The organism is Pseudomonas benzenivorans (assembly GCF_024397895.1).
Taxonomy (GTDB): Bacteria; Pseudomonadota; Gammaproteobacteria; order Pseudomonadales; family Pseudomonadaceae; genus Aquipseudomonas; species Aquipseudomonas benzenivorans_A.
Window position 1 is genome coordinate 1,636,308 of the sequence record NZ_CP073346.1, and the last position, 25,306, is coordinate 1,661,613.

Consider the following 25,306-nt stretch of genomic DNA (forward strand, 5'->3'; position numbering starts at 1 on the left):
GAACGCCTTGCGACCATCCACTACCTGGCCGAAAGCGATGAGGCGAACTGCCTGGCGCAAGCCTGGCAAGGGTTCACCTGCGATCATCACTCCCAGTCTAGGTTGGAAGCGCCTGAGGCGATGCTGGAAAACGCAGGGAGGAACAGAGGCACGCCGGCCAGGGTCGAACCGTCAGACGCATGGCGGCGACCTAGCTAGGGTGCAGCGGGGCCTGGGCTGAGAAGGGGAGTGGCCAGGGTCATGTAGCGAACCCAGCCAATACGGCCCTGCTCACGAATGCCCAGTTCCTGAAAGCCGGCCTTGCCGTAGGCCCTTATCCCCGCCCCGTTCCCCTCATCCACAGACAGCATGATGGCGGACGATTCGGGCCAGTACTCCTCGACCCACAGGGCAAGCGCGTGCAGCGCGGCGGTCCCCAGCCCCTTGCCTTGCCGGGATTGGTCCACCCGCATGGCACTGACCACTGCGGCCCTGTCTGCAGCCCACACCGGGGCATCCGACCGGCGCTTCAACAGGAAGAAACCCACTACATCGGCTCCGTGCTTGATGGCCAAACCGACGATATTCCCCGCATGGGACGCTTCGCAGAGCTCGATCGAATGCTCGATGGTTCCCGCGTACTCGATCTGCTGCGGGCTGATGTCTAGAGCGCTGACCGAACGCTGCTCATTGGGAGTCAGGGACTCCCAAGGGATAAGGGAGACTCGCATACCGAGGGTTTCAGGTGTCATTCGAATAACCTGCCTGTCGTTCGAGGTGAGGGACGGTGTTCTACTTGCCGCAACGCCTTGCGTTGACCCTTGCCCGCCGCTTACCGGGTCGTCGGCCTCTCGAGCAACAGCAAGCGCGCGGCCAGGCCGACAAAGATGCTCGCATGAAACCACGCGAAGTACCTGGCGGCGCTGGCGCTGCGCTGGAAAAGCCTGCCCACCTTGCCGCTCGCCAGCCCCAGGGCGCAGTGGAACACCAGGGCGATAAGCGACAGCACGACGCCGAGCATTGCGAGCTGCAAGGGAAGGTTTCCGCGGGCCGGCGCTACGAACTGCGGCAGGAACACCATAAAGAAGAGCAGTGCCTTCGGGTTGAGCAGGCTGTTCAACATGGCCATCCGGAAGATGCTCCAGGTACTCGCGCTGCGCTTCTCGACCAGGTGCGGGGAGCCGTGCTGGCGGATGGTTTGAATGGCCAGCCACAGGAGATACAGCGCGCCGAAGTAGCGTATGACGTCGAACGAGGGAGGCCACGCGGTGATCATGGCGGTGATGCCCGTTGCCGTCAGCGCAGTGAGCAGCAGGTCCGCGACAAAGATCCCGAACGCGACTGCCAGACCGCCACGGGCACCATGGGAAATGCCGTGGGACAATAGAAACGCCATGTTGGGCCCTGGCGAAACCAGCAGCGCCAGCACGGCGGCGGCGAACAGAATAAGGGTCTGCGTATCGATCACTGTTGCTCCCCCGCGGTAGACACCACACCCGAAACCGGCCCACGCGCCGTCAGGTCTGCGGGCCTAACTTAAGTGTTCGCATGGCAGCGCACCAGATCGGCCGCCAGTCCTCGATGGACAATTTACGCCGCATTACTGACACAACCGCCGCCAAGGCGCTTCAGGGTATGGCACTACCTCTGCCGGACCACAGCGCGGCAGGCGGAAGGATCGGCTCGCCCGGAGCTGCATTTGCCCCGGTTTCTCCGTGACGCTGGCCCACATCACGACGATCGTCGGTGAACCGCTTCGCGTTGACGGCGCCCTCCCATGAACGCCTCGAGCTAGACGACCGGCCGGGCTGAGCGACGTCAAATGGCCATTGCTTTTTGCGCCCCGCGGGGCACTACCATTCGTCGCCCTCATTGCTCAGAAAATGAACAAAGCCAGTTTTGCCCGCTCAGAGAGTAGCCAGACGACGGCGGAGGCACTCGCCCCGCCCTCCGGTAACCCAGGAGCTTTTTCTCACAGGCACGAGTCATGTGCGGGGGGAGCTTTTACTTTTGAAAGAGGAAATCGAATGACTGAAGACTCATTCGCCAGGTAGTGACCGGACTGAAACTGAAGACCGGTGCTGGAATAGTTTCTTAACTGCAAATGTAAAACCTATTGCCCACAACGCCTTAGCTGTGTGGCTCACCTGAAAAAGAGGCAACCATGGATTTCACTATAATTACTGCGCTGTTTGAGCAGAAGACCACCATGGAGTTTATGCGCCTAGGGATTGTTTACGCGCACCTGATCGCCTGCTGTGTCGCCATCGGCATGGTGTTGACCAGCGATTTCGCGATGATCAAAGAATTGTTCAAGGGTGGGAAATCCCACCTGCAGGACAGCCAGCATATGGAAAGCCTGCAGAAGTCCGTTTCCGCCGCCCTGGCAGTGCTCTGGGTCAGCGGCGTGGCGATCATCTGGCTGGATATCAATGCCAACGGCCTGTCCTACCTGCTCAACCCCAAGCTGCAGGCCAAGATCACCATCGTGATGCTGCTGACCTTCAACGGCATGCTGCTGCACGGCCTGGTCCTGCCGGCCCTGCAGAAGGCCGGATCGCTGCTCAAGCTGAACTTCAGCATGCGCATGTTCGCCCTGTTCGCCGGCGCCCTGTCGGGTGTGTCCTGGTTCTATGCCGCGATGCTCGGCGTCGGTCGCCCGCTGTCCTGGAAGTATTCGCTGACCGAAATCCTCGCCGCCTACCCGGTGATGATCGTCGGTGGCTTCGCCGCGATGGTACTGCTCACCCAGTGGGCGATGAAGCGTGAGGCCCGCGAAGAGCAAGGCAATCTCGCTTTCGTCCCCGCCGTTCGCAACCCGGCACTGGCAGCGGGATAAGCCTCGCTGGCTCCTCCGCCAGGCTGATCATCAGCCTGGCCCTGACGCCCTCGAACGCCAAGCCGTTCGGGGGCGTCTTGCTTTGTACCTTGCGCTGCCCCCGAACCGCCGCCCTCATCGAGCCCAGGGTCCACCTGGCCGAGTCTGCATAACGCGGCGCTATTGAGTCAGCGACTCGGCCAGGGCCCGCAGCAGCGCCGCGCCATCGCCTTTCCAGGCACTGCCATGCATACAGGCCAGGGTGGTGGGTTTGGCGCTTGCCAGGTGTTCGAGCAACGCGCGGGTGTTGTTCGTGTGGGAGAAGTAGTCCATTTCCTGGCGGAAGGCTTCGCTGGGGCCGAGGATGTCCGACTCGGTGATGGGCGGCAGATCGCAGCCGCCCTGGGTGAACAGGTCGCCGCAGAACAGTGTGCCGGTGCGCTCCTCGGCGAGAAAACCGCACTCCCAGGCATGGGGCAGGTGCGGCGCGTCGTACCAGCGCACGACCCGTGACCCCAGCGACAGGCGCTCACCGTCGGCCAATGCGCGCGGGCTGCGGTCGGCCAGGTCCTCGATGGAAACCATCGCGGCGATCGCCCCGCACACGGGCACGGACTGTGGCGCCGCGGCCAGCCACTCGTTGAGCGAGCCGCATTCGTCCGCCTCCACATGGGAAAAGGCGATGTAGCGCAGGCGCTCGACCGGCAGGATGCTGGCGACCGCCTCGCGCACCAGGGGAAACAGCTTGCGCGGTCCGGTGTGGAACAGCAGGGGCTCGTCGTCGACGATCAGGTACTGGTTGAACGAAAAACCGCCGGCACCGGGGATGACCAGCGGCGTGTTGATGCGATAGATGCCGTCGGCCACTTCATGCACATTGGTGCCCGACTGATGGTTGGTTACGGCCATGACGCTTCCTCGTTCCGCCAGTGAATGTTCGCCTTGCGCGGCGTCCGCAACCAGGTCGATAAGGCTCCGGTCGCCGTTTTTCGCTGAGCCAGCCTACGCCCCTCCCTGGGGAAAATTCGGCCAATAAGGCCACGCAACAGGCCACCTGGATGCTTCTCTCCACGCCAGCCTGCTAGCTGCCCGGTTGGCTGCTCAGCCCCACTGCCTGCCGAGCGCCTCCAGTCCCGCACGCTGCAGGTCTTGCGGGCTCATGAGGATGCGGAACTTGCAGTTGGCGTGAAAGTTGAGAAAGAACGGCTCCGCTATCGCCGGCACCGCCGAGGGTTCCTTCACCTCGATCACGAAGACGCCGGCACGGGTACCGTCCTGCTCCGTGAAGTAAGCGGCCTCCGGCTTGATGGCCTCGAGGATGCGGGCGATGACCTCGCCACAGGTGCCGTTTCTGACGAGCGCATTGAATGGTTCATGGGGGAACTCCACCGAAAGCAGCATTTTCATTCGATGATCTCCTTGTAGTGCGGCATTCGAAGGCGGTGCCGCGGACGCCCTGTTACCAATCCGGAGGCCAGTACGCTGGGCAAGCGCCGTCCGCTGGAGCCGCGCACTCAAGGCAACTGAAACGCCTCGCCGATGCTGCTGGTCTTGAACAGGCGAAACCGTGCGGCGCCCACGTCCAGGTAGGGGTGCGCGCCTTTGACCTTGGCCAGGTACTCCTCGAGGGCGGCCGCATCCCTCAGGTAGTAACGCCAGATCGTCGGCTGCCCGACCTGCGGACATTCGGGGGCGAAGTGCCCCACATAGACCACCTCGTTGGCGGCCACGGTGAAGCTGCCGGCCAACGGCGCGCCGTTTTCCAGCAGCTGGCTGCGCCGGGCCTGGAAGGCGCCGACATCGTTGACCGATTTGGCGGCCTTGATGTGGAAGGCGGTAAGGGCATACTCGCCCGGCGCCAGCAGCAGTGCGTAGTCCTGCGAGATGGGCTTGGCCGTCAGCCCGGGCCCCTCGAGCTCGATATCGGCGGACGGCGAGTCGCCGTGCTTGCGCACCGGCATATGGTCGAAGCCGAGGCTGCGCAACTGCACGTTCTCGAACCCACAGTATCCCCACGCCCGGCCCCAACTGACGCCCAGCAGGACCACGCCCATGGTCGCCCTGGCCTCGGCATAGGCCCGCTCGGTCAAGGCCTGCTCGGCAGAGACCGGCCCGGCAACGGCGCCCCAAAGCCAGATGGCCAGCAGACTGGCAAACCGCTGTTTCCACCGGATCCTCATCGCCCTCATCCTCCAGGACTCCCTTGACCGAACCCCGCTGCCTGTCATCCGGCCTTGGTGGCGGAGACGATCAGCGCCGGCATGTCGAACTCGATGCCGCCATCTGCGCCGAGGAAAGGTGCTAGCGATTCCTCCGCCGCCCCCAGCAGGCGCGCGAACTGCGCCTCGTCCAGCAGCCCGCCAAGGGTCCAGACGCAGGCGCGCTCGGTGGCCACCAGCGACTCGATCGAGGCGAAACGCACCCGTCCGTCATGGCGCCTGACCTGGGCATCGGGCACGCCTGCCGCGACGCAGGTGGCGCGCAGCTGGTCCGCATCACCACAGGCAAAGGGCGCACGAAAGGCCTGGGCTACCGGTTCGCCAAACAGCCGATGCAGCAGTTCGGCGAGCACCGCATATCCGGGCGAGTGATCCAGCGCATCGCACACCGCCAGCGCCAGTCGCCCGCCTGGGCGCAGCACCCGCAGCATTTCACGCAGGGCCTGGCTTCGGTCCTCGAAGAACATCAAGCCGAACTGACTGACCACCGCATCGAACGTCGAGCCGGCGAAGGGCAGTGCCTCCGCCCGACCGCTGCGCCACTCGACCGACGCCTGCTTGCGCCGGGCGACGGCCAGCATCTCGTCATTAGGGTCGAGGCCCACCACACGGCCCGCTGCCCCGACACGCGCCTCGGCAGCGCAGGCCAGTACGCCGGTGCCACTGGCGACATCGAGTACCTGCTGCGCCGACGTCACCGCGGCCGCATCCAGCACACGGGGGGGCCACTGTTGGAACAAGGCAGGAACGAACAGGCTGTCATACACCTCGGCTGGAGAACGGCTTGGCTGCTGGCTCATCGGACACCTCCGCCCCGGCCCGCGCCGCTTCCAGTCCCCGTACGACCTGACCCTCGCGGCGCGGCGGCCACGTTCAGACAGACACCAACTCACTCTATTAGTAGAGACCATCGGCCGCGCTGGAGCAGCCGAGAAGGGGAATAGGGCCGCGCTGGCCTAGACAGAGTTTTTCTATCGCCAGCCCTTCTCAGCAGTTGCGGAAATTTAACGCCTGGGCGCCAGCTTCGTGCCCAGCAACAGTCCGGCGAAGATCAGCCCGCCGCCCAGCCAGTGGTAAGGCTGCAGGCCCTCCCCCAGCAACACCCAACCGAGCACGGCGGTGAACACCGGCATCAGGTAGTTGGTCAGCGCCGCCTTGGCCGCGCCGAGCACGCGCACGCCGTGGTTCCAGGCCAGGTAGGCGAGCAACGAGGCGAACACCGCCGTGTAGCCGATGGCGCCGAGGGTGCCAGGGGTGAGTACGAAGTGCGCGCCGCGGGCCAGCTCGAACAGGTAGAACGGCAGGATCAGCGGCAGGCCCAGCAACATCAGCGCGCCGAGCAGCGCCAGCGGGGGGATCGGCAGCAGGTAACTGGCCCAGCGCCGCAGCAGCAACGAGTACAGCGCCCAGTCTGCCACGGCCAGGAGCATGATCAGGTCGCCGGGGTTGAACGACAGCGCGGTCAGGGTCGTAAGGCTGCCCTGGCCGATCAGCACCAGCAGGCCGATCGCCGCCAGGCCCATGCCCCACCAGGCGCGCGGCTGTGGCCACTCGCCGAGCAGCAGGCCGGCACCGATGAAGGTCATCAGCGGCAGGCAGGTGTTGACCAGGGTGATGTTGATTGCCACGGTGGTCTGCGCCGCGCTGTACAGCAGCGAGTTGTAGGCGGCGATGCCCAGTCCGCCAAGCACCAGCAACCGCCAGCCGGCCCGGCGCAGGGCCGCACGGTGGCGCCACAGCGGCGCGGCCACGAAGGGCAACAGCAGCAGCAGGGCCAGACTCCAGCGCCAGAACGACAGGGCGAAGGGCGGGATCTCGCCGGTGAAGGCGCGCGCCACCAGGGCATTACCCGACCAGCACAGCACCGCCAGCAGCAGCCCCAGCACAGCCATGCCGCGCGAACTGGTCATCGGGTTCAAACCTGCTGCAGTGGGCGCAGGCGGTACTGCCGCGGCAGTTGCTCGAGGCCACTGATAGTGACGTTGAGATCCTTCCAGCGCCCGTCCTTGATGCCGTAGATGCAACCGTGCACCGACAGTTCCTGACCACGGTGCCAGGCGTTCTGCACGATGGTGGTGTGGCTGACGTTGGCCACCTGCTGAATCACGTTCAGCTCGCACAGGCGATCGACCCGCGCCTCTTCGTCGGGCAGCTGGGCCAGGCGCTCGCGGTGCTCGTAGTAGAGGTCGCGAATCGAGCGCAGCCAGCCATCGATCAGGCCGTACTGGGTGTCCTGCATCGAGGCGCGCACGCCCCCGCAGCCGTAGTGCCCGGTGACCAGTATGTGTTTGACCTTGAGCACATCGACCGCGTACTGGATCACCGACAGGCAGTTGAGGTCGGTGTGCAGCACCACGTTGGCGACGTTGCGGTGGACGAACAGGTCGCCCGGCAGCAGGCCGACGATCTCGTTGGCCGGCACCCGCGCATCCGAACAGCCGATCCACAGGTATTCCGGCACCTGCTGGCGGGCCAGCTTGGCGAAGAACTCCGGGTCTTGCTGGGTGATCGACTCGGCCCAGCGGGCATTGTTGTCGAAGAGGTGCTGTAAATCGCTCATGCCATCTGCTCCGGAATTTGCCGATGCGCACCCTAGTGAGTGCTCGGGATCTTTGACAAGTCGCACCGGCGTGCCGTCACAGCCGATCTCATCGGGCATCGGCGACCGGCTGACGCTGCCCACACCCGCCCTCGGTCTGCCGAGGTGGAATCTTTCGCCGCTGGCAGCGTCAACCTTAGGTAGCCCCTGCAGAGGAGAGCAACTGATGCCTGCGACCCCACCCGAGCGCGGCCCCCGTCCGTCCCAGGCGCCGCGAGACGACCTCGACCTGGAAGACGGCGAGGACGCCTTGCTGGATGACCGCGACGATGAGCATGACGTGATCGAGGAGTTCGAACACAGTCAGCGCCGGGAAGCCGGCCTGAACGAGGATGCTCCGCCTGGGCATGGCCCGGACAAGGACGATGCCGATCTGGAGGACCTGATCCTCGAAGATGGCGCCCGTTCGCCGTTCGAGGAAGGCAGCGATCTGCCGGCCGATCACGAGCTGAACGTCATCGACGAGGACGACTTCGGCCTGGAAGAGGACGAACGCGCGCCCCGGCGGCCGACGCCCGGCGAATCGCGCTAAGGCATCAGTCGACCAGGGTGCAGGCCATCACCAGCGCATCCTCGCGCCCGCCCACGGCAGGGTAGTAGTCGCGGCGGCGGCCGACCTCATTGAACCCATAGCGCTCGTACAGGCGATAGGCCGCCTGGTTGCTGGCGCGCACCTCGAGGAAGCATTCGCCGGCCTTGAGTTGTGCGGCCCGCTGCATGAGGAACTCCAGCAGACGCAGACCCAGACCGCGGCCCTGGCTTTCCGGTTTGACGGTGATGTTCAGCAGATGGGCCTCGTCGATGATCACGTTGATCACCCCATGCCCGACCTGCTGGCCACCCTCGAACATCAACCAGCAATCGTAGGATTTGACACTGTCGGCGAAGATGCCGCGGGTCCAGGGGTGGCTGAAGGCGGCGTATTCGATTTTCAGCACCGCCTCGAGATCCGCCTCGGTCATCGGGCGGAAGGAAATCGCATCACTCATTGGGCCTGACTCATCCAGCGTTGGCGCACCCGGCGCATGGCCTGCCACAGCTCGCGCTTGCGTTGCGGCTCGTCCATCAGCAGTTCCAGCCCCGGCAACGCCCAGGCCGCCCCCAGGCCCTCGACCTGCAACTCGCCGTTGTAGGCCTCGGCATCGGCCTCACCGGCAAAGCGCACGGCCGGCAGGCCCACCAGCCACAGGCAGGCGCAGGGTTCCTGCTCTTCCAGGCGGGCGCTCACGAAGCTCTGCACGAACTCCAGGGCCGCCTGCGGACCCTGGTCCATAGTGCCGCGCACCAGCAGCGGCCAGCGCACCGGCTCGCCGATCAGCTGCGGGCTGTCCGGTAGCCCGGCGGCGCGCAGCAGATCCTTGAGCAGCAGGTAGGCCGGATCGCGGCCCTGCAGCGGCTCGCCGGTGGGCAACTCGACCAGCAGCGCACAGTCGCCGGCGCGCAGCAGCTGCAGGGCAAAGCGTGGCGGTGGCGCGACCACCGGCCTGACCGTGTCCGGCTTTTCATCCGTGGCCTCGGCCTTCTCGGCCTTCTCGGGCTTGGCGCCGCGGGGGACGACGGCGGGCTTCGGCACCTCGATCTTCGGCCGCTCGGCCGGCGGGGCGGTTGGAGCCGGCGCCACGCTCTCGCGCAGCGCCTGCAAGGTCGGCTCGTCGTCGGCCGGCGACTCAGGCTCCGGCGCCTCCAGCAGCTGCGGCCGCGACGGCGCGGCGAACGGCAACTCCACCCGCGGCAACCAGCTGGTCACCTGCATGGCGGTCAGGTAGGCACGGCGGCGCAGCTCGGCAATCAAACGTCAGCCACCTGCGGATGGGCCTTCTGCCCGGCCTGCATCAGGTTCAGGGCATTGATGTAGGCCTTGGCCGAGGCCACCAGGATATCGGTGTCGGCGCCGTTGCCGTTGACGATGCGCCCGGCCTTCTCCAGGCGCACCGTGACCTCGCCCTGGGAGTCGGTGCCCTGGGTGATGGCGTTGACCGAGTACAGCTGCAGGTTGGCAGTGGAGCCGACGATCGACTCGATGGCCTTGAAGGTGGCATCCACCGGGCCAGAGCCCTGGGACTGAGCCGCGTGTTCGGCGCCGTCGACGCTCAGCACCAGTTTGGCCTGGGGCACCGTGCCGGTCTTGCTGGCGACCTCCAGGCTCACCAGCTTGAAGTGCTCCGGCGCTTCCTCGCCCAGGGTGTCGGAGACCAGCGCCTGCAGGTCTTCGTCGAAGATCTCGTGCTTCTTGTCGGCCAGTTCCTTGAAGCGGGCGAAGGCGGCGTTCAGCTCGGCCTCGCCACCGAGCACGATGCCCAGCTCGTCCAGGCGCGAGCGGAAGGCGTTGCGCCCCGACAGCTTGCCCAGCGACAGCTTGTTGGTGTGCCAGCCGACCGACTGCGCCGACATGATCTCGTAGGTCTCGCGGTGCTTGAGCACGCCGTCCTGGTGGATGCCCGACTCGTGGGCGAAGGCGTTGGCACCGACGATCGCCTTGTTCGGCTGCACCGGGAAACCGGTGATGCCGGAGACCATGCGCGAGGTGCTGAGGATATGCGGGGTGTCGATGTTGGTGTGCACGCCGAGCAGGTCCGCGCGGGTCTTGATCGCCATGACGATCTCTTCCAGGGCGGCATTGCCGGCCCGCTCGCCGAGGCCGTTGATGGTGCACTCCACCTGCCGCGCACCGGCCACCACCGCCGCCAGGGAATTGGCCACTGCCAGGCCCAGGTCGTTGTGGCAGTGCACCGAGAACACCGCCTTGTCGGCGTTGGGGATGCGCTGCAGGAGCTGGCGGAGGGTCTCGGCGTACTGGTGCGGAATGGCATAGCCGACCGTATCGGGAATATTGATGGTGCGCGCACCGGCGTCGATGGCCGCCTCGATGATGCGGCAGAGGAAGTCCAGCTCGGAACGGCCGGCGTCCTCGCAGGAGAACTCCACATCGCTACACAGGTTGCGCGCACGCTTGACCGCGTGCACCGCTTGCTCCACCACCTGGTCCGGCTGCATGCGCAGCTTGTACTGCATGTGGATCGGACTGGTGGCGATAAAGGTGTGGATGCGCCCGGAGTTGGCCCCGGCCAGCGCCTCGGCGGCGCGGTCGATATCGGCATCCACCGCCCTCGAGAGGCTGCACACGGTGCTGTCCTTGATGTTGTCGGCGATCGCCTTGACCGCGGCGAAGTCGCCGGGGCTGGCGATGGCGAAACCGGCTTCGATCACGTCGACCCGCAGACGCTCCAGGGCCTTGGCGATGCGCAGCTTCTCTTCGCCGGTCATGGATGCGCCGGGGCTCTGCTCACCGTCGCGCAGGGTGGTATCGAAAATAATGACGCGATCGCTGCTGCTCATGCTCGACTCCTCAAGGCCCAACCCTGGATGCGGCGGGCTCAGGCAGATAGCGCCGGCTGGTGGCGGCGCTCAATTGAGGAATTGTGGCGTGAAACCCGGCTGACGGAAAGCCTGCAGCGACTGTGCGGTCGCTGCAGGCCATTCGGCCGGCCGAAACGGCCGTATTGCGTTAGCTGTGCACGACCCCGCACCTCCGATCGGCTGGGGTTCCGGTACGGGCCATTCGATGCAGTACAATCGGCGTTTTTTCCGATTGAGCGACCGGCCCTGCGATGATCGACCCCAAACGCGTACTGCGCGCCCTCGCCGAGCACTGGAGCCTGCTCGAACCGCTGTGCGAGCGCTTCGATGCCGGCACCCTGAGCCTGGTCGAGTTGCGCAATCAGCTCGCCGCGCAGCTGCCCGACAGCACCCCGGTGGACATCACCGCCCTGCTCGACCAGTGGATCCGCCTGGACATCCTGGTGCCGGTGGCCAAGAGCCCCAACCGCTTCGAGCTGAACGCGCAGATCCATGACTTCCTCGCCTACCTGCGCCGCGAGCACCGCCTGGGCCTGTGCCTGGAGATCGAGGCCTACCTGCGCCATCTGGAGCGCCTGGCCGGCTATATCCAGGATGCCTTCGAGGTGCGCGACGCCGCCGACCTGGCGCGCCAGCTGCGTCTGCTCGACATGCGCGTGCGCGACGTGCTGAAGAAGCTGGCCAACGACGAACAGGCCCTGGTGGCGGTGGCCGAGCGGGCCAAGACCAGCGACCGGCAGATCCCCCTGCGCCAGCGCTATGCCGAGGTGCTGGCGACCTGGGACGAGTACGTCGAGCCGATGATCCAGCTGGTCGCCGCCGACGGCGCCTTCGAACAGGGCGTGTACCGCGTCGAACATGTGCTGCTGCGCCTGCTCGGCGAGCAGCAGCGCCTCGGCCAGCTGGTCGACGACGACCTGCTGCTGCGCACCCACGCGCGCATCCTGGAGATGCAGACCACCGCCCAGCTGACCCTGCGCCGTGCCCGCGAGCTGCTGCTGCCGCTGCGCGAGGAGGCGCGCCGGCACAACGCGGTGACCCGCGGCGCCGCCCTGGCGCTTTCCGCGATTCGTAAACGCGGCCTGGACGCCGTGCCCCAGGCGGCCCTGCCGCTGTTCAGCCGACCGCAAAGCACCTTCCTCGGCAGCGCCTCCCAGGTCGAGGCCTATGTCTATGCCCTGGCCCGCTTCGAGCCCAAGCCCAGCCACTTCCCCAAGGCCAGCGGCACGCGCAGGCAAGCCGCGCCCCAGGCGCCACGTACCGCCCGCGAGATGGTCGAGCGCTGCGAGCAGGCCCTGCCGCTGCCCGACCTGATGCTCTGGCTGCTGGAACAGGAGCCGGAGGGCGCCACCGACGAGTTGCTCTACTGGTTCTCGCGCCTGTCCCGCGACGCCCGCTTCCAGCGCGAACGCCTGGAGCGCCGCGACTACCTGACCCGGGAGCACCAGCTCAGCCTGAGCTCCTATGCGCTGCTGGGCCGCCCCGATGCTTAAGCCCTGCGTAGGGTGGACAACGCGCGGCTTGTCCACCTGTCACCCTCTTCATGGTGGAAAGCACTTCGCGGCTTTCCACCCTACGACTGCCTGTGAGCATTGCGTATGAATATCGATCTGAAGGAAATGACCCAGCTCTCGGCGATCTTCCGCGAGCTGTTCAAGGGCTACCACCTGTCGCGCAGCGAGCCGGAGTGCTACGCCCAGCTGTCCAGCCAGCAGGACCAGTACCGCGCACTGTTCAAGGCCCTCGGCTTCGAGCTGGTGTGCGACCCGCGCGGTTTCTACTACTTCGTGCCCGAGCAGATGGGCGCCCAGGTCAACAAGACCGCCCAGCGCCTGGCGCTGTTCACCTTCATCCTCGTCGAACACCTCGCCGACCAGGGCCGCGACCCGCTTAGCGTGCTGGACGGCGGCAGCATCGGCCGCGACGAACTGCCGGCGCTGCTGGACAAATACAAGGACCTGTTTCTCCAGGCCGAGGTCACCACCCAGGAGGAGCTGGAGGACAAGGTCATCCGCCGCCTCACCCAGCTCGGTTTCGCCGCCGACAGCAACGGCGTGTACCGCTTCCTCGCGCCCATGCACCGCTTCCTCGACGTCTGCCTGGCGGTGCAGCACGACCGCGACCTGGCCGCCAGCCTGCACAGCAGCGACCTGCCCCTGCCGGCGCCGCTGCTGCTCGACGACGACAGCGGCGAGGCGATCATCGCCCTCGATGAATTCGCCGCCGAGCAATCCGAAGAAGACGCCATGGCCCGCGCCATGGCCGAAGAACGCGCCGCCCAGGAGATAGACGCATGAGCCAGGAACGCTACGGCATCCGCCGCTTCGCCCTGCTGAACACCGCCGGCTACAGCCTCGGCCTGTTTCCCCTGGAGAACCCGCTGTCGGTGTACGGCGCCAACAACCTGGGCAAGTCGGCCTCGATCAACGCCCTGCAGTTCCCCATCCTGGCGCGCATGTCGGACATGAGCTTCGGCAAGTACAGCCTGGAGCAGTCACGCCGGTTCTACTTCGCCAGCGACACCAGCTACATCCTGGTGGAAGTCGCCCTGCCCCACGGCCCCCACGTGATCGGCGTGGCCGGCCGCGGCCCCGGTGGCGGCTTCGGCCACCAGTTCTTCGCCTACCAGGGCGAGCTGGACCTGGAGCACTACCAGAACAACGGCAGCTGCCTGCGCCAGCGCGAGCTGTTCAACAACCTCGAGCGGGCCGGCATCAAGGCCTACGAGCTCAAGCCGGACGAACTGCGCCGCCTGCTGGTCGGCGGCCATACCTCGGTGCCCCTGGACCTGACCCTGATCCCCCTGCGCTCCACCAGCGAGCAGAGCCTGAAGACCTTCCGCGCGCTGTTCATCAACCTGCTGCACATGCGCGAGATCACCGCCGCCAAGCTCAAGCAGCTGTTCCTCGACGCCTTCGAGCACAGCCTGCGCTCGGGCAGCGTCGACTACATCGCCGCCACCGAGGAGGCTTTCCGCGACGTGCGCCGCATGGAGCAGGACTACCAGGCGTTGGTCGGCGCCGGCCCCCTGATCGAGGCCCTGGCCGCGGGCCTGGCCCAGCGCGAACAGCTGCGCGGCAAGCTGCACCGCCTGTCGCCGCTGCTCGACTCGCTGCTCGGCACCTGGCAGGACTACGCCGGTGCCCGCCGCGAGGAGCTGGTGATCCAGGCCGAGCACTACCAGCGCGAGCAGGACGGCCTGCAGCAGGAGCAGCGCGGCGGCACCGCCGAGCTGATGCGCCTGGAACGGGCGATCAGCGAGATCCAGCGCTGGCTCGGCGAGCTGGCCGTGCTGAAGAACCGCTTCGCCCTGGTCGACAACGCCCAGGTGCTGGAGGCCCAGTTGCTGGCCGCCAAGGATGCCCACGACGAGCTGGCCGGCGCCCTGGCGCAGTCCCGCCAGTTCAGCAGCGAGGATCTGGACGAGCGCCTGCGCGACCTGGAGAAGCGCCTCAAGTCGGTCAGGCAGCAGCTCGACCACGCCGACAACAACAGCTACGCGCGGCTGCGCGAGGAGTTCTCCCAGGCCGACGTCGACCGCCTGATGCGCCTGTTCAACGGCCAGCTGTTCAGCCTGCCGCTGGGCGAGAAGGGCATCGCCCTGGACGACGGCGAGGCCTGGGTCAAGTCCCTGGAAGCGGTGCTGGACGGCTTCAAGGGCGAGCGCTTCGAGGTCCCCGGTCTGTCCATCGACCTGTCCCATATCGAGCCGCCGGCCCTGCAGGCTCTGGCCGACCGCGCCGCCCTGCGCGATCAGAAAGACCGCCTGGAGCGCGAGCTCAAGCAGCTCAAGACCCAGCAGGCGGTGGCCGCCGACCGCGCCGCGAGCAAGGCCCAGGCCGAGGCGCTTTACCAGGCCGTGCTGGATGCGCAGAAGGCCCTGGAAGACTACCGCCGCAGCCAGACCCTGGCTGTCGAGGAGGCCGACAAGCTGGAGCAGCTGGCCCAGCTGGAGGCCGCCCAGGACGAACTCAAACGTACCAGCGACGCCTTCGCCGAGCGGGTCCAGCAGCTGTCCGCCAAGCTGCAGCTGGTCGGTCGCCAGCTGGCCGACCTGGAAGCCAAGCAGCGCACCCTGGACGACGCCCTGCGCCGCCGCCAGCTGCTGCCGGCCAACCTGCCGTTCGGCACGCCCTTCACCGACCCGGTGGACGACTCCCTGGACAACCTGCAGCCGCTGCTCAACGACTACCAGGACGCCTGGCAGGGCCTGCAGCGCGTGGACGGGCAGATCGAGGCGCTGTATGCCCAGGTGCGCCTCAAGGGCGTCGCCAAGTTCGACAGCGAGGACGACGTCGAGCGCCGCCTGCAGCTGTTGGTCAACGCCTACGCCCATCGCCAGGACGAGGCCCTGACCCTGGCCAAGGCCCGCCGTGCCGCGGTCACCGATATCGCCCGCACCCTGCGCAACATCCGCAGCGACTACGACAACCTGGAACACCAGCTGGCGCTGTTCAACCGCGAGATCAACAAGCGCCAGGTCTCCAACCTGTCGAGCTTCCGCATCGTCCTGGCGCCGAACAAGGAGGCGCTCAAGCACATCGACCAGATCATCCACAGCGCCGGCCAGTACGAGGAAGGCGAGACCCTGTCGGTGTTCGACCTGCAGCAGAGCAGCGAGCAGGACGCCAAGAACGAGCAGGCCAAGGAGTACCTGGCGCGCCTGGTGGCGGCCAATCACAACCAGCTGGGCCTCAAGGACCTGTTCGAGCTGGCCTTCGAGATCACCAAGGTCGGTGGTCAACCGGTGATCCACACCGACATCGACGGTGCGGCGTCCAACGGCACCACCATGACCATCAAGGCGCTGACCAACATGTACCTGCTGCTGCACCTGATGGACCGCGAGCAGGCCGGGCGCGTGCGCCTGCCCTACTACCTGGACGAGGCGGCCGACATCGACGAGCGCAACCAGCAGGCGCTGATCGAGACCAGCCTGCAGCTGGGCTTCGTGCCGATCCTCGCCTCGGTCAAGCCGCAGGTCTCGGCCCACGTGGCCATCGACCTGGAAGGCGGCAGCGGGCCGAACGGCATCTACATCGACGAAGCCGACTGGAAGTTCATCCGCCCCCGCGAGACGGCCAGTGCCGAGGCCGTGGTGCCGGAGGTCAGCGCCGAACCGGCCTGACCCTCGAGCGCGAAGGAAAAGGGCCGCAGCTGCGGCCCTTTTTCAGGGTTTCACGGCTCCAGGGATATCTTCGGCGCCCAGCGCAACCACTCCTCCTGCGCCTCCTCGAACAGCGCGAAGGTCTGCCCCGGCAGCGCCTTGGCGCCCATCTGCTCGCCCTCCGGGGTGGCAAAGGCCACGCCGCCGGCGATGATGGTTTCCAGGGATTCGGTGCGCACCTTCAGCCCCTTGAACAGGCTCGCCTCGACGCCGATGCCGGTGCTGACCCAGAAGCGGCTGCCGCCGTGCACCAGGGGCGCGTAGCGCGGCTCGATCAGCACATGGACCAGCACCCGGTTGGCGCTGGGGCTCAGTTCGACGCCCATCACCTTGCCCACCGGCACCTCGCGGTAGGTCACAGGCTCCCCGGTCTTCAGCGAATTGCGCTGGGCCGCGCTGAGCACCAGGCGCAGGCCCGGCTCGCTGACCGCCCGAGTGGGTGGCGCCGCCAGGGCGACGAACTCGGTCTGCTGGCGCCCGGTTTGCTCCGCCGGCAGCACCTCCAGGTACTGGCCGCCGACCAGGGTATCGAGGTTGGTCACCCGGGTCAGGCTCAACTCCGGCTTGACCACCCAGAACTGCGAGCCGGCGCGGGCGATCCGCTTGGCGGCCAGGGTGATGCGTCCATGCAGCAGGACGCTGCGCAGGTCATCGCTCAGCTCGATGCGCTCGACCTTGCCGACGTCCAGGCCGCGGTAGCGGATGGCCGTGCCGGGGCCCAGGCCATCGCCGCGCTCCAGGCGGATGCTGATCGCCACGCCATTCTGCAGGGCGCTGTCGCGGCTGTCGTACAGGGCGAAGCGCTGCACCCGCTTGGTCAACACCGGCGCCTGCGGGTCGCGGGTCTCGAAGGCGATGCCGCCCGCCAGCAGGGTCTGCAGCGACTCGCTCTTCACCTCGATACCGGACAAGCTGCCCTTGAGGGTGATGCCGCTGGCATTCCAGAAGCGCGTGCTGCTGTTGACCAGATGGGCGTACTCCGGCTCGATGTGCACGCCGAACGCCACCTGCTGATCGTTGCGTGACAGCTGCACGCTCTGCACCGTGCCGACCTTGACCTGGCGATAGAGGATCGGATTGCCGACCTCCAGCGAGCCGCGGCTGTCGCTGAGCAGCACCAGGTGCAGGCCCGGCGAGGCCAGGTCCAGGGGCGGCGCCTTGGGCCGGGCCTCGAACTCGCGCTTGGCCGCGGCGCCCTTCTCGCCCGGTCGCACGGCGATGTAATTGCCCTTGACCAGGGCCTCCAAGCCGGTGATGCCGGCCAGCGAGATGGACGGCTTGACCACCCAGAACTCGGTGCCCTCGACCAGAAAGTCTTCGGTGCGCGGGTCCAGGGTCAGCTCGGCGCTGGCCGAGGTCAGGTCGTCGCTGACATTCAGGGCCTTGAGGGTGCCGGCCTGGATGCCGTTGTACAGCACCGGCGTGCGCCCGGCCTCCAGCCCCTCGAAATCACTGAACCGGACCTGCACCCTGATGCCGGCCTGGGCCGCCTCGAAATCCTCGTACAGGCGGAAGGGGAAGACCGGGTCGGTGGGCGGGCTGTCCTTGCGGTGCTCCGGGGTGGCGAAGGCGATGCCGCCGGCGACGATGCTGGCCAGGGACTCGCTGCGCAGCTTGAAACCCGACAGGCTGGCATTGATGCTGATGCCGCTGGCGTTCCAGAACCGCGTGTGTTTGCGCACCAGGCTGGCGTAGGTCGGCTCGATGAACACCTTCACCTCGACGGTGCTCTGGTCGCTGGCCAGGGCGTAGCTTTTAACCCGTCCGACCTGGATCTGCTTGTAGAACACCGGGCTGTCACGATCCAGCGAGCCCAGACGCTCGGCCTTCAGGGTCAGGTGCAGGCCCGGCTGGTCGTCCGACAAGGGCGGTGCCGCCGGCAGCGCGCGAAACTTCGTCTGCGGCTCGCCGTCTCCCGGACTGACGGCGATGTAGTTGCCCGACACCAGGGTTTCCAGGCCGGTAATGCCGGCCAGGCTGACGCTGGGCTTGACCAGCCAGAAGCGGGTGGTCTCCCGCAGCTGCGACTCGGCCTCCTGGCTCATCTCGATGGTGGCGATCACCCCGCGCTGCTCGCCGCTGTCGTCCAGGGCCAGGGCCTTGACCTTGCCCACCGGCATGCCCTTGAAGATGACCTCGGTCTTGCCGGCCTGGATGCCGGCGCCGCTCTCGAAGAACACCTCGATCTCGATCCCCGCCTGGTTGTAGGCACGCCAGCCCAGCCAGCCGCCGATCAGCAGGGCGAGGATGGGCAGCACCCAGATGGCCGACCAGTTGGAAGCCGGGCGGGTTTTGGCCAGTGGCAGGTCATTCATGGTCGTGTGGCGACTCCGTGTTGTCCCAGATCAGGCGAGGGTCAAAGGTCAAGGCGGCGAGCATGGTCAGGATCACCACGCTGGCGAAGGCCACCGCGCCCATGCCCGGTTCGATGCTGGCCAGATTGCCGAACCTGACCAGCGCCACCAGGATGGCGATGACGAAGATGTCGAGCATCGACCAGCGGCCGATCCATTCGATGAAGCGAAACATGAAGATGCGCCGCCGGGGCGACATCGGCTGGTGCCGCTGCACCGAATACAGCAGCAGGGCGATGCCGGCCAGCTTGAAGGTCGGCACCAGGATGCTGGCGATGAACACCACCGCGGCGATCGGCAGCATGCCCAGGTGCACCAGCTCGATCACCCCGGACATGATGGTGTCCGACTGCCCCTTGCCCAGGGAGTTGACCGTCATGATCGGCAGCAGGTTGGCCGGGACATAGAGGATCGCCGCGGTCAGCAGCAGTGCCCAGGTGCGCGCCAGGCTGTTCGGTCGCCGCGCGTGCAGCAGGCCGCCGCAGCGCTCGCAGTGCTGGCGCTCGGCCTCGGCCTGCTGGGGGTTGAGCAGGTGGCACTCGTGACAGACCAGCAGCCCGGCATCAATCGCCCGCATGCACATCCTCCCCGGACAGGGCCTGCCAGATCTGGTGGGGCGCCATGCTCACCTCCAGCCAGGCCTGGATCAGCAGCAGTGCAACGAAGCAGAACAAGCCGACGCCGAGGCTGAGGTCCGCCAGGTCGGCCAGCTTGACCATGGCCACCAGGATGCCCATCAGGTAGACCTCGAGCATGCCCCACTCGCGCAGGTGGTGATAGATGCGGTACAGCAGCAGGCCATAGCTGCGCCCCAGGTCCAGGCGGATGCTCAACAGCACCACCAGCTGGCACAGCAGCTTGAGCAGCGGCACCGCCATGCTGCAGAGGAACACCACCACGGCGATGCCCTGCATGCCGCTTTCGTACAACCCGAGCACCCCGCTCCACACCGTGTCCTCGGACGTCTGGCCGAGCAGGTTGAGGTGCATGATGGGCAGGAAGTTGGCCGGCACATAGAGCAGCAAGGCGGCGATCACCAGCGCCAGGCTGCGGCGCACCACCTGATGGCGGTGGGTATAGAGCTCGAAACCGCAGCGTGGGCACTCGACCCGTTCGTCATAGCCGGTCTGCGGCTTGCGCATCAGCAGGTCGCATTCGTGGCAGGCGATCAATTGCTCGACGGGAAGCACCGGCAAAGGCTGAAGGTCGGCCGAATCGGACATAAACGGGTTCTCGGAAAAGTGCGCCTATTCTAGCCGAGCGCGACCGCCAGCAGGTGAAGTGCCACGCGCGTGGCGCCGAGATGAGCACGCCGGCTCCGCCCGTCCATTACCGCGACTGAAGGCTTGCCGCTCGCCTCGCCGATGGACTACTGTATCTATATACAGTTAATTGATCTGCATCGCCTTCCCGCCAGCAGCGCCTTCGGCAGTCCGCCCATGATCCCGATCGTCCATCACGCCTCAATCATTGCCCAGCGAGCCCGCACTCAGGGTGCATGCCGATGAGCGCCGTGGTCAGCCTCGACAGCCTGCTCGATCAACGCCGGGTCTGGCGCGGCCAACCGACGCCACGGGCGCCGAGTCGGCAGCCGAGCGGCCATGCCGCCCTGGATGCCGCATTGCCCACGGGCGGCTGGCCGGAAGCGGCGCTGACCGAGATCCTCCTGCCGGGGCCCGGCCTCGGCGAGCTGCACCTGCTGTGGCCATCGCTGGCACGCCTGACCCAGGCCGCCGAACGCGTGGTCCTGGTCGCCCCACCCTTCGTGCCCTATGCACCGGCCTGGCAGGCCGCCGGCCTCGACCTGCGCCACCTCGCGGTGATCCAGGCCAGCGGCCGCGACGCCCTCTGGGCCACCGAGCAGTGCCTGCGCTCGGGCAGCTGTGCGGCGCTGCTGTGCTGGCCGGAGCGCGCCGACGACCGCGCCCTGCGGCGCCTGCAGGTCGCCGCCGAAAGCGGCCAGACCCTGGCATTCGCCTACCGCCCGCTGCGCGAGGCCCACACCCCCTCACCAGCGGCGCTGCGCCTGGCCTTGGACGACCGGCCGGGGCACGTGCGGGTGCTCAAGTGCCGGGGTGGCCTGGCGCCGGTGACGCCCATCGGTTTCGCGGCAGGACGCTGAGGCGACCATGCGCTGGGCCTGTGTATTGCTGCCGCAACTGGCGCTGGATGCAATCCTGCGCCGCTGCGCCGATCCCGCCGCGCCCCTGGCCCTGCTCAGCGGGACGCCGCAGCGCCGGGTCTTGCAGGTGCTCAACCCGGCCGCCCGCGCCCTGGGCTTGCGCCCCGGTCAATCGCTGAGCGCCGCCCAGGCATTGACTCAGGACTTCACCACGGCCGAATACGACAGCGCCCAGATCGAACGCCACCAGCGTTTGCTCGCGGCCTGGGCCTATCGCTTCAGCTCCCAGGTCAGCCTGCACTACCCGCGCGCGCTGCTCATGGAGGTCGAATCCAGCCTCGGCCTGTTCGGCCCCTGGCCACGCTTCGAGTCGCGTCTGCGCGCCGAGCTGCAGGCCCTGGGCTTTCGCCACCGCATCACCCTGGCGCCGAACCCCGCCGCGGCGCGGGTGTTGGCCAACGTCCATGACGGTTTGGCCGTGGCCGACGCCAGCGCCCTACACCAGCAGCTGGAGCGCCTGCCAATCGAGCGGCTGGGCCTGGCCCGGGAGGTGGCGAATGCCTTCGCGCGCATGGGCCTGCGCACCTTGCGGCAGGTCCTGGCCCTGCCGCGCGACAGCCTGGCCCGGCGTTTTCCGGCCGAGGTGCTGTACCACCTGGACACCCTGCTCGGGGTGCGCCCGCTGGCCCTGGACTGCTACAGCCCGCCGGACCGCTTCGATGAACGCATCGAGCTGAACTACGAGGTCGAGTCGCACCAGGCCCTGCTGTTCCCCTTGCGCCGGCTGACCCACGACCTGGCCGCCTACCTCGCCGGCCGCGACAGCGGCGTGCAGCGCTTCGTCCTGCACCTGGAGCACCGGGCCCGCGCCGACAGCCTGGTGCCGGTGGGCCTGCTCGGCGCCGAGCGCGAAGCGACCCTGCTGTTCGAGCTGACCCGCGAACGCCTGGAACGCCTGGCGCTGCCCGCCCCCGTCGAGGCGCTGCGCCTGCTGGCCAAAGACCTGCCGGACTTCGTGCCACCGCACCACAGCCTGTTCGACGAACGCCCGCAACAGTCCCTGGCCTGGGAGCAGTTGCGCGAGCGCCTGCGTGCGCGCCTGGGCGATGGCGCGGTGCAAGGCCTGGGCGCACGCCCCGATCACCGCCCCGAACTGGCCTGGCAGCCCCACAGCACGGCCAAGGCGATGAGCTGCCCCCCCACGGGGCCAAGACCCGGCTGGCTGCTGCCGCAGCCGCTGCCGCTGGACGAAAGCCCGCCGCGCCTGCTCACCGGTCCCGAGCGCATCGAGTCCGGCTGGTGGGATGGCAACGACCTGCGGCGCGACTACTACCTGATCGAGACTCGTGCGGGGCAGCGCGCCTGGGCCTTCCGTCCCGTCGGCTCGACGGGGGCGCTGTGGTTGCACGGGTGGTTTGCATGAGCGCCGAGTACGCCGAACTGCATTGCCTGTCCAACTTCAGCTTCCAGCGCGGCGCCTCCAGCGCCGCCGAACTCTTCACCCGCGCCGCCCGCCTGGGCTACCAGGCCCTGGCCATCACCGACGAGTGCAGCCTGGCCGGCATCGTGCGCGCCTGGCAGGCGGCCAAGGACAGCGGCGTGGCGCTGATCGTCGGCAGCGAACTGCGCATCGAGGATGGCCCCAAGCTGGTGCTGCTGGTGGAAGACCTCGGCGGCTACCAGCACCTGTGCCGGCTGATCAGCAGCGCCCGCGGACGCGCGGCCAAGGGCCGCTACCGCCTGCTGCGCGAGGATTTCGCCGGGCCCACCGACGGCCTGCTGGCCCTGTGGTTGCCCGGTTCGCCTGACGACCCCCGCGAGGACCAGTGGCTGCGCAGTGTGTTTGCCGACCGCCTGTGGCTGGCGGTCGAGCTGCTTCGCGGCGCGGACGATGGCCAACGCCTGGCTCGGCTGCAGGCCTTGGCCGCGGAACTCGAGCTGCCGCTGGTCGCCAGTGGCGACGTGCACATGCACGCCCGTGGCCGCCGCGCCCTGCAGGACTGCATGACGGCCATCCGCCTGCACCTGCCGGTCAGCGAGGCGGGCCTGCAGCTGTTTGCCAATGGCGAGCGCCACCTGCGCAGCCGCCAGGTCCTGGCCGAGCTCTACCCGCCACAGCTACTGGCAGAGACGCTGCACATCGCCCGCCGCTGTCGCTTCGACCTCAGCGAGCTGCACTACCAGTATCCCCGCGAGCTGGTCCCCCAGGGCCAGACGCCGAGCACCTGGCTGCGCCACCTCACCGAACAGGGCATGGCCTGGCGCTGGCCCCGGGGCGTGCCGGAAAAAGCCCGCCTGCTGATCGAGCGCGAACTGCTGCTGATCACCGAGCTGGGCTACGAAAGCTACTTCCTCACCGTGCACGACATCGTCCGCTTCGCCCGCAGTCAGAACATCCTCTGCCAGGGCCGCGGTTCGGCCGCCAACTCGGCGGTGTGCTACGCCCTGGGCATCACCGAGTTGGACCCCGCGCGGATGAACATGCTGTTCGAGCGGTTCATCTCCAGGGAACGCAACGAGCCACCGGACATCGACGTCGACTTCGAACACGAGCGTCGCGAGGAGGTCCTGCAGTACATCTTCCAGCGTTACGGCCGCGACCGCGCCGCGCTCACCGCCGTGGTCAGCACCTACCATGGCGCCGGCGCCGTGCGCGATGTCGGCAAGGCCCTGGGCCTGCCGCCCGACCAGCTCAACGCCCTGGCCGCGTGCTGCGGACGCTGGAGCGATCAGCTGCCCCCCGCCGAACAGCTGCTGGAGGCCGGCTTCGATCCCCACAGTCCGCTGCTGCTCCGGGTACTGACCCTCAGCGACGAATTGATCGGCTTCCCCCGCCACCTGTCCCAGCACCCCGGCGGCTTCGTCATTTCCGAACAGCCCTTGCATACCCTGGTGCCGGTGGAGAACGCGGCCATGGCCGAGCGCACCATCATCCAGTGGGACAAGGACGACCTGGACATGCTCGGCCTGCTCAAGGTCGACATCCTCGCCCTGGGCATGCTCAGCGCCCTGCGTCGCACCTTCGACCTGTTGCGCCGCTATCGCGGACGCGACCTGAGCCTGGCGAGCATCCCGGCCGAGGACCCGCAGACCTACGCAATGATCAGCCGCGCCGACACCGTCGGCGTGTTCCAGATCGAGTCGCGGGCGCAGATGGCCATGCTGCCGCGGCTCAAGCCCCGTTGCTTCTACGACCTGGTCATCGAGGTGGCGATCGTCCGCCCCGGGCCGATCCAGGGCGAAATGGTCCACCCTTATCTGCGCCGGCGTAACGGCGAGGAAGCGGTCAGCTACCCCTCGCCGGAACTGCGCCAGGTGTTCGAACGCACCCTTGGGGTGCCCCTGTTCCAGGAGCAGGTCATGGAGCTGGCCATAGTCGCGGCCGGCTACAGCCCGGGCGAGGCCGACCAGCTGCGCCGCGCCATGGCCGCCTGGAAACGCCATGGCGGCCTCGAACCCCATCGCCAGCGCCTGACCCAGGGCATGCTCGAGCGTGGCTACAGCTCCGAATTCGCCGCGCGCATCTTCGAGCAGATCAAGGGCTTCGGCAGCTACGGTTTTCCGGAGTCCCACGCCGCCAGCTTCGCCCTGCTGACCTATGCCAGCTGCTGGCTCAAATGTCACGAACCGGCCGCCTTCACCTGCGCCCTGATCAACAGCTGGCCGATGGGCTTCTACAGCCCCGACCAGCTGCTGCAGGACGCCCGCCGCCATGACATCGAAACGCGCCCGGTGGACGTGCGCTGCAGTGACTGGGATTGCACCCTGGAAAACCACGGCGAGCAGCCGGCCATCCGCCTGGGACTGCGGATGGTACGGGGATTGCCTGAGGCCGCTGCTCGCCGCATCGAGGCGGCCAGGACCGCAGGTCCCTTTGCCGATGTGGCGGACCTGGCCAGGCGCGCGCGGCTCGACGCCCGGGCCCTTGCCCAACTGGCCGACGCCGACTGTCTTCGGGAATTGGCCGGCGACCGCCACCGGGCCCGCTGGGCGGTCGCCGGCATCGAGGAGCAGGCGCCCTTGTTCGCCGGCTTACCAGCCCAGGACGAAGCCGCCGTGGCCTTGCCTCAGCCGACCCTGGGGGAAAACCTGCAGGCCGACTACGCCACCCTCGGCACCACTCTGGGGCCCCATCCGCTCGCCCTGCTGCGCGGCGAACTCATCGCCAGGCGCTGCCGTAGCTCAAGGGAACTGGCCGACATCGGCCATGGCCGGCCCCTCAGTGTTTCCGGCCTGGTCGTGGGCCGTCAGCGCCCACAAACCGCCGCCGGCGTGACCTTTGTCACCCTGGAGGACGAATACGGCATGATCAATGTGGTGGTCTGGCGCGACCTGGCCGAACGGCAACGTCGCGTGCTGCTCGAGGCGCAGCTGTTGCAGATCGACGGCCACCTGGAGGAGGCCGCCGAAGTCCGCCATGTGATCGCCGGACGCCTGCAGGACCTGACGCCACTGCTGGCCGGGCTGGCGGTGCGCAGCCGCGACTTCCAGTGAGTCGCTGCGGCTTTCCTGCGCGCAAAAGCAAACCCCCGACCTGCTTGCGCGGATCGGGGGTTTGGGATAGGTGCTTGACGATGACCTACTCTCACATGGGGAAACCCCACACTACCATCGGCGATGCATCGTTTCACTACTGAGTTCGGGATGGGATCAGGTGGTTCCAACGCTCTATGGTCGTCAAGCAATTCAGC

The 25,306-nt window shown here is 67.4% G+C and carries 22 protein-coding genes and 1 rRNA gene; 8 read left to right on the top strand and 15 right to left on the bottom strand.

Annotated elements, in window-relative coordinates:
• Window positions 1-194: 194 nt before the first annotated feature.
• Both KDW96_RS07760 and KDW96_RS07765 read right to left on the bottom strand, forming a co-directional pair.
• Window positions 195-731, bottom strand: coding sequence for a GNAT family N-acetyltransferase (locus tag KDW96_RS07760; protein ID WP_255839859.1), 537 nt, complete (start codon window positions 729-731; stop codon window positions 195-197).
• 80 nt (window positions 732-811) lie between these two features.
• Window positions 812-1,447 carry a LysE family translocator gene (locus KDW96_RS07765; RefSeq protein WP_255839860.1) on the bottom strand — a complete coding sequence of 212 codons (636 nt, stop codon included), beginning with the start codon at window positions 1,445-1,447 and terminating at the stop codon, window positions 812-814.
• 696 nt (window positions 1,448-2,143) lie between these two features.
• On the opposite strand from KDW96_RS07765, the gene KDW96_RS07770 reads away from it, so the two are divergent.
• Window positions 2,144-2,818, top strand: a complete 675-nt coding sequence (locus KDW96_RS07770; RefSeq protein ID WP_255839861.1) for a hypothetical protein — start codon at window positions 2,144-2,146, stop codon at window positions 2,816-2,818.
• Between the two features lie 159 nt (window positions 2,819-2,977).
• On the opposite strand, the gene KDW96_RS07775 is transcribed toward KDW96_RS07770, so the two are convergent.
• From KDW96_RS07775 to can, 6 genes are all read right to left on the bottom strand, one after another.
• Complete coding sequence (locus KDW96_RS07775) at window positions 2,978-3,706, bottom strand: FprA family A-type flavoprotein (RefSeq protein WP_255839862.1); 729 nt, start codon at window positions 3,704-3,706, stop codon at window positions 2,978-2,980.
• Between the two features lie 192 nt (window positions 3,707-3,898).
• Window positions 3,899-4,204 (bottom strand): panthothenate synthetase, encoded by a 306-nt coding sequence (locus KDW96_RS07780; protein ID WP_255839863.1) that lies wholly within the window; start codon window positions 4,202-4,204, stop codon window positions 3,899-3,901.
• A gap of 107 nt (window positions 4,205-4,311) precedes the next feature.
• Window positions 4,312-4,977, bottom strand: a complete 666-nt coding sequence (locus KDW96_RS07785; protein ID WP_255839864.1) for a hypothetical protein — start codon at window positions 4,975-4,977, stop codon at window positions 4,312-4,314.
• A gap of 44 nt (window positions 4,978-5,021) precedes the next feature.
• Complete coding sequence (locus tag KDW96_RS07790; RefSeq protein WP_255839865.1) at window positions 5,022-5,816, bottom strand: methyltransferase domain-containing protein; 795 nt, start codon at window positions 5,814-5,816, stop codon at window positions 5,022-5,024.
• Between the two features lie 204 nt (window positions 5,817-6,020).
• Entirely contained in the window at window positions 6,021-6,926 is a 906-nt protein-coding gene (locus tag KDW96_RS07795) for a DMT family transporter (RefSeq protein ID WP_255839866.1), read from the bottom strand.
• 5 nt (window positions 6,927-6,931) lie between these two features.
• Window positions 6,932-7,576: a carbonate dehydratase gene (can, locus tag KDW96_RS07800; RefSeq protein ID WP_255839867.1), complete on the bottom strand. Its 645-nt coding sequence runs from the start codon at window positions 7,574-7,576 to the stop codon at window positions 6,932-6,934.
• 205 nt (window positions 7,577-7,781) lie between these two features.
• On the opposite strand from can, the gene KDW96_RS07805 reads away from it, so the two are divergent.
• Window positions 7,782-8,147 carry a serine kinase/phosphatase gene (locus KDW96_RS07805; RefSeq protein ID WP_255839868.1) on the top strand — a complete coding sequence of 122 codons (366 nt, stop codon included), beginning with the start codon at window positions 7,782-7,784 and terminating at the stop codon, window positions 8,145-8,147.
• 4 nt (window positions 8,148-8,151) lie between these two features.
• On the opposite strand, the gene rimI is transcribed toward KDW96_RS07805, so the two are convergent.
• Genes rimI through KDW96_RS07820 form a run of 3 tightly spaced genes read right to left on the bottom strand, consistent with a single transcriptional unit; the run spans window position 8,152 to window position 10,951 of the window.
• Window positions 8,152-8,604 carry a ribosomal protein S18-alanine N-acetyltransferase gene (gene rimI / locus KDW96_RS07810; protein WP_255839869.1) on the bottom strand — a complete coding sequence of 151 codons (453 nt, stop codon included), beginning with the start codon at window positions 8,602-8,604 and terminating at the stop codon, window positions 8,152-8,154.
• A complete protein-coding gene (locus KDW96_RS07815) occupies window positions 8,601-9,407 on the bottom strand; it encodes an energy transducer TonB (RefSeq protein ID WP_255839870.1) in 807 nt (268 codons plus the stop codon). The genes rimI and KDW96_RS07815 overlap by 4 nt, the downstream gene beginning before the upstream one ends.
• On the bottom strand, window positions 9,404-10,951 hold the full coding sequence (locus KDW96_RS07820; RefSeq protein WP_255839871.1) for a 2-isopropylmalate synthase: 1,548 nt from the start codon (window positions 10,949-10,951) through the stop codon (window positions 9,404-9,406). The genes KDW96_RS07815 and KDW96_RS07820 overlap by 4 nt, the downstream gene beginning before the upstream one ends.
• A gap of 272 nt (window positions 10,952-11,223) precedes the next feature.
• On the opposite strand from KDW96_RS07820, the gene mksB reads away from it, so the two are divergent.
• The 3 genes from mksB to mksF all read left to right on the top strand — a co-directional run bounded on the left by mksB (window position 11,224) and on the right by mksF (window position 16,100).
• Window positions 11,224-12,465 (top strand): Mks condensin complex protein MksB, encoded by a 1,242-nt coding sequence (gene mksB / locus KDW96_RS07825; protein WP_255839872.1) that lies wholly within the window; start codon window positions 11,224-11,226, stop codon window positions 12,463-12,465.
• 105 nt (window positions 12,466-12,570) lie between these two features.
• A complete protein-coding gene (gene mksE, locus KDW96_RS07830; RefSeq protein ID WP_255839873.1) occupies window positions 12,571-13,269 on the top strand; it encodes an Mks condensin complex protein MksE in 699 nt (232 codons plus the stop codon).
• Window positions 13,266-16,100, top strand: a complete 2,835-nt coding sequence (gene mksF, locus KDW96_RS07835) for an Mks condensin complex protein MksF (protein WP_255839874.1) — start codon at window positions 13,266-13,268, stop codon at window positions 16,098-16,100. Before mksE ends, mksF begins: the two co-directional genes overlap by 4 nt.
• 50 nt (window positions 16,101-16,150) lie before the next feature.
• On the opposite strand, the gene KDW96_RS07840 is transcribed toward mksF, so the two are convergent.
• The 3 genes from KDW96_RS07840 to KDW96_RS07850 are packed head-to-tail and all read right to left on the bottom strand — an operon-like array spanning window position 16,151 to window position 19,716.
• The gene (locus KDW96_RS07840; RefSeq protein WP_255839875.1) at window positions 16,151-18,454 is read right to left on the bottom strand and encodes a PqiB family protein; all 2,304 of its coding nucleotides are present in this window, start codon (window positions 18,452-18,454) and stop codon (window positions 16,151-16,153) included.
• Window positions 18,447-19,070, bottom strand: coding sequence for a paraquat-inducible protein A (locus KDW96_RS07845; RefSeq protein ID WP_255839876.1), 624 nt, complete (start codon window positions 19,068-19,070; stop codon window positions 18,447-18,449). Before KDW96_RS07845 ends, KDW96_RS07840 begins: the two co-directional genes overlap by 8 nt.
• Window positions 19,057-19,716 carry a paraquat-inducible protein A gene (locus KDW96_RS07850; RefSeq protein ID WP_255839877.1) on the bottom strand — a complete coding sequence of 220 codons (660 nt, stop codon included), beginning with the start codon at window positions 19,714-19,716 and terminating at the stop codon, window positions 19,057-19,059. The genes KDW96_RS07845 and KDW96_RS07850 overlap by 14 nt, the downstream gene beginning before the upstream one ends.
• Before the next feature lie 281 nt (window positions 19,717-19,997).
• Between KDW96_RS07850 and imuA the strand changes: the two genes are divergently transcribed.
• The 3 genes from imuA to KDW96_RS07865 are packed head-to-tail and all read left to right on the top strand — an operon-like array spanning window position 19,998 to window position 25,109.
• Window positions 19,998-20,615, top strand: coding sequence for a translesion DNA synthesis-associated protein ImuA (imuA, locus tag KDW96_RS07855; protein ID WP_255839878.1), 618 nt, complete (start codon window positions 19,998-20,000; stop codon window positions 20,613-20,615).
• 7 nt (window positions 20,616-20,622) lie between these two features.
• The gene (locus tag KDW96_RS07860; protein ID WP_255839879.1) at window positions 20,623-22,038 is read left to right on the top strand and encodes a Y-family DNA polymerase; all 1,416 of its coding nucleotides are present in this window, start codon (window positions 20,623-20,625) and stop codon (window positions 22,036-22,038) included.
• Entirely contained in the window at window positions 22,035-25,109 is a 3,075-nt protein-coding gene (locus KDW96_RS07865; protein ID WP_370295378.1) for an error-prone DNA polymerase, read from the top strand. Before KDW96_RS07860 ends, KDW96_RS07865 begins: the two co-directional genes overlap by 4 nt.
• A 72-nt stretch (window positions 25,110-25,181) precedes the next feature.
• Here the strand turns inward: KDW96_RS07865 and rrf are convergent.
• Window positions 25,182-25,297 (bottom strand): 5S ribosomal RNA (rrf, locus tag KDW96_RS07870).
• Window positions 25,298-25,306: the final 9 nt, after the last annotated feature.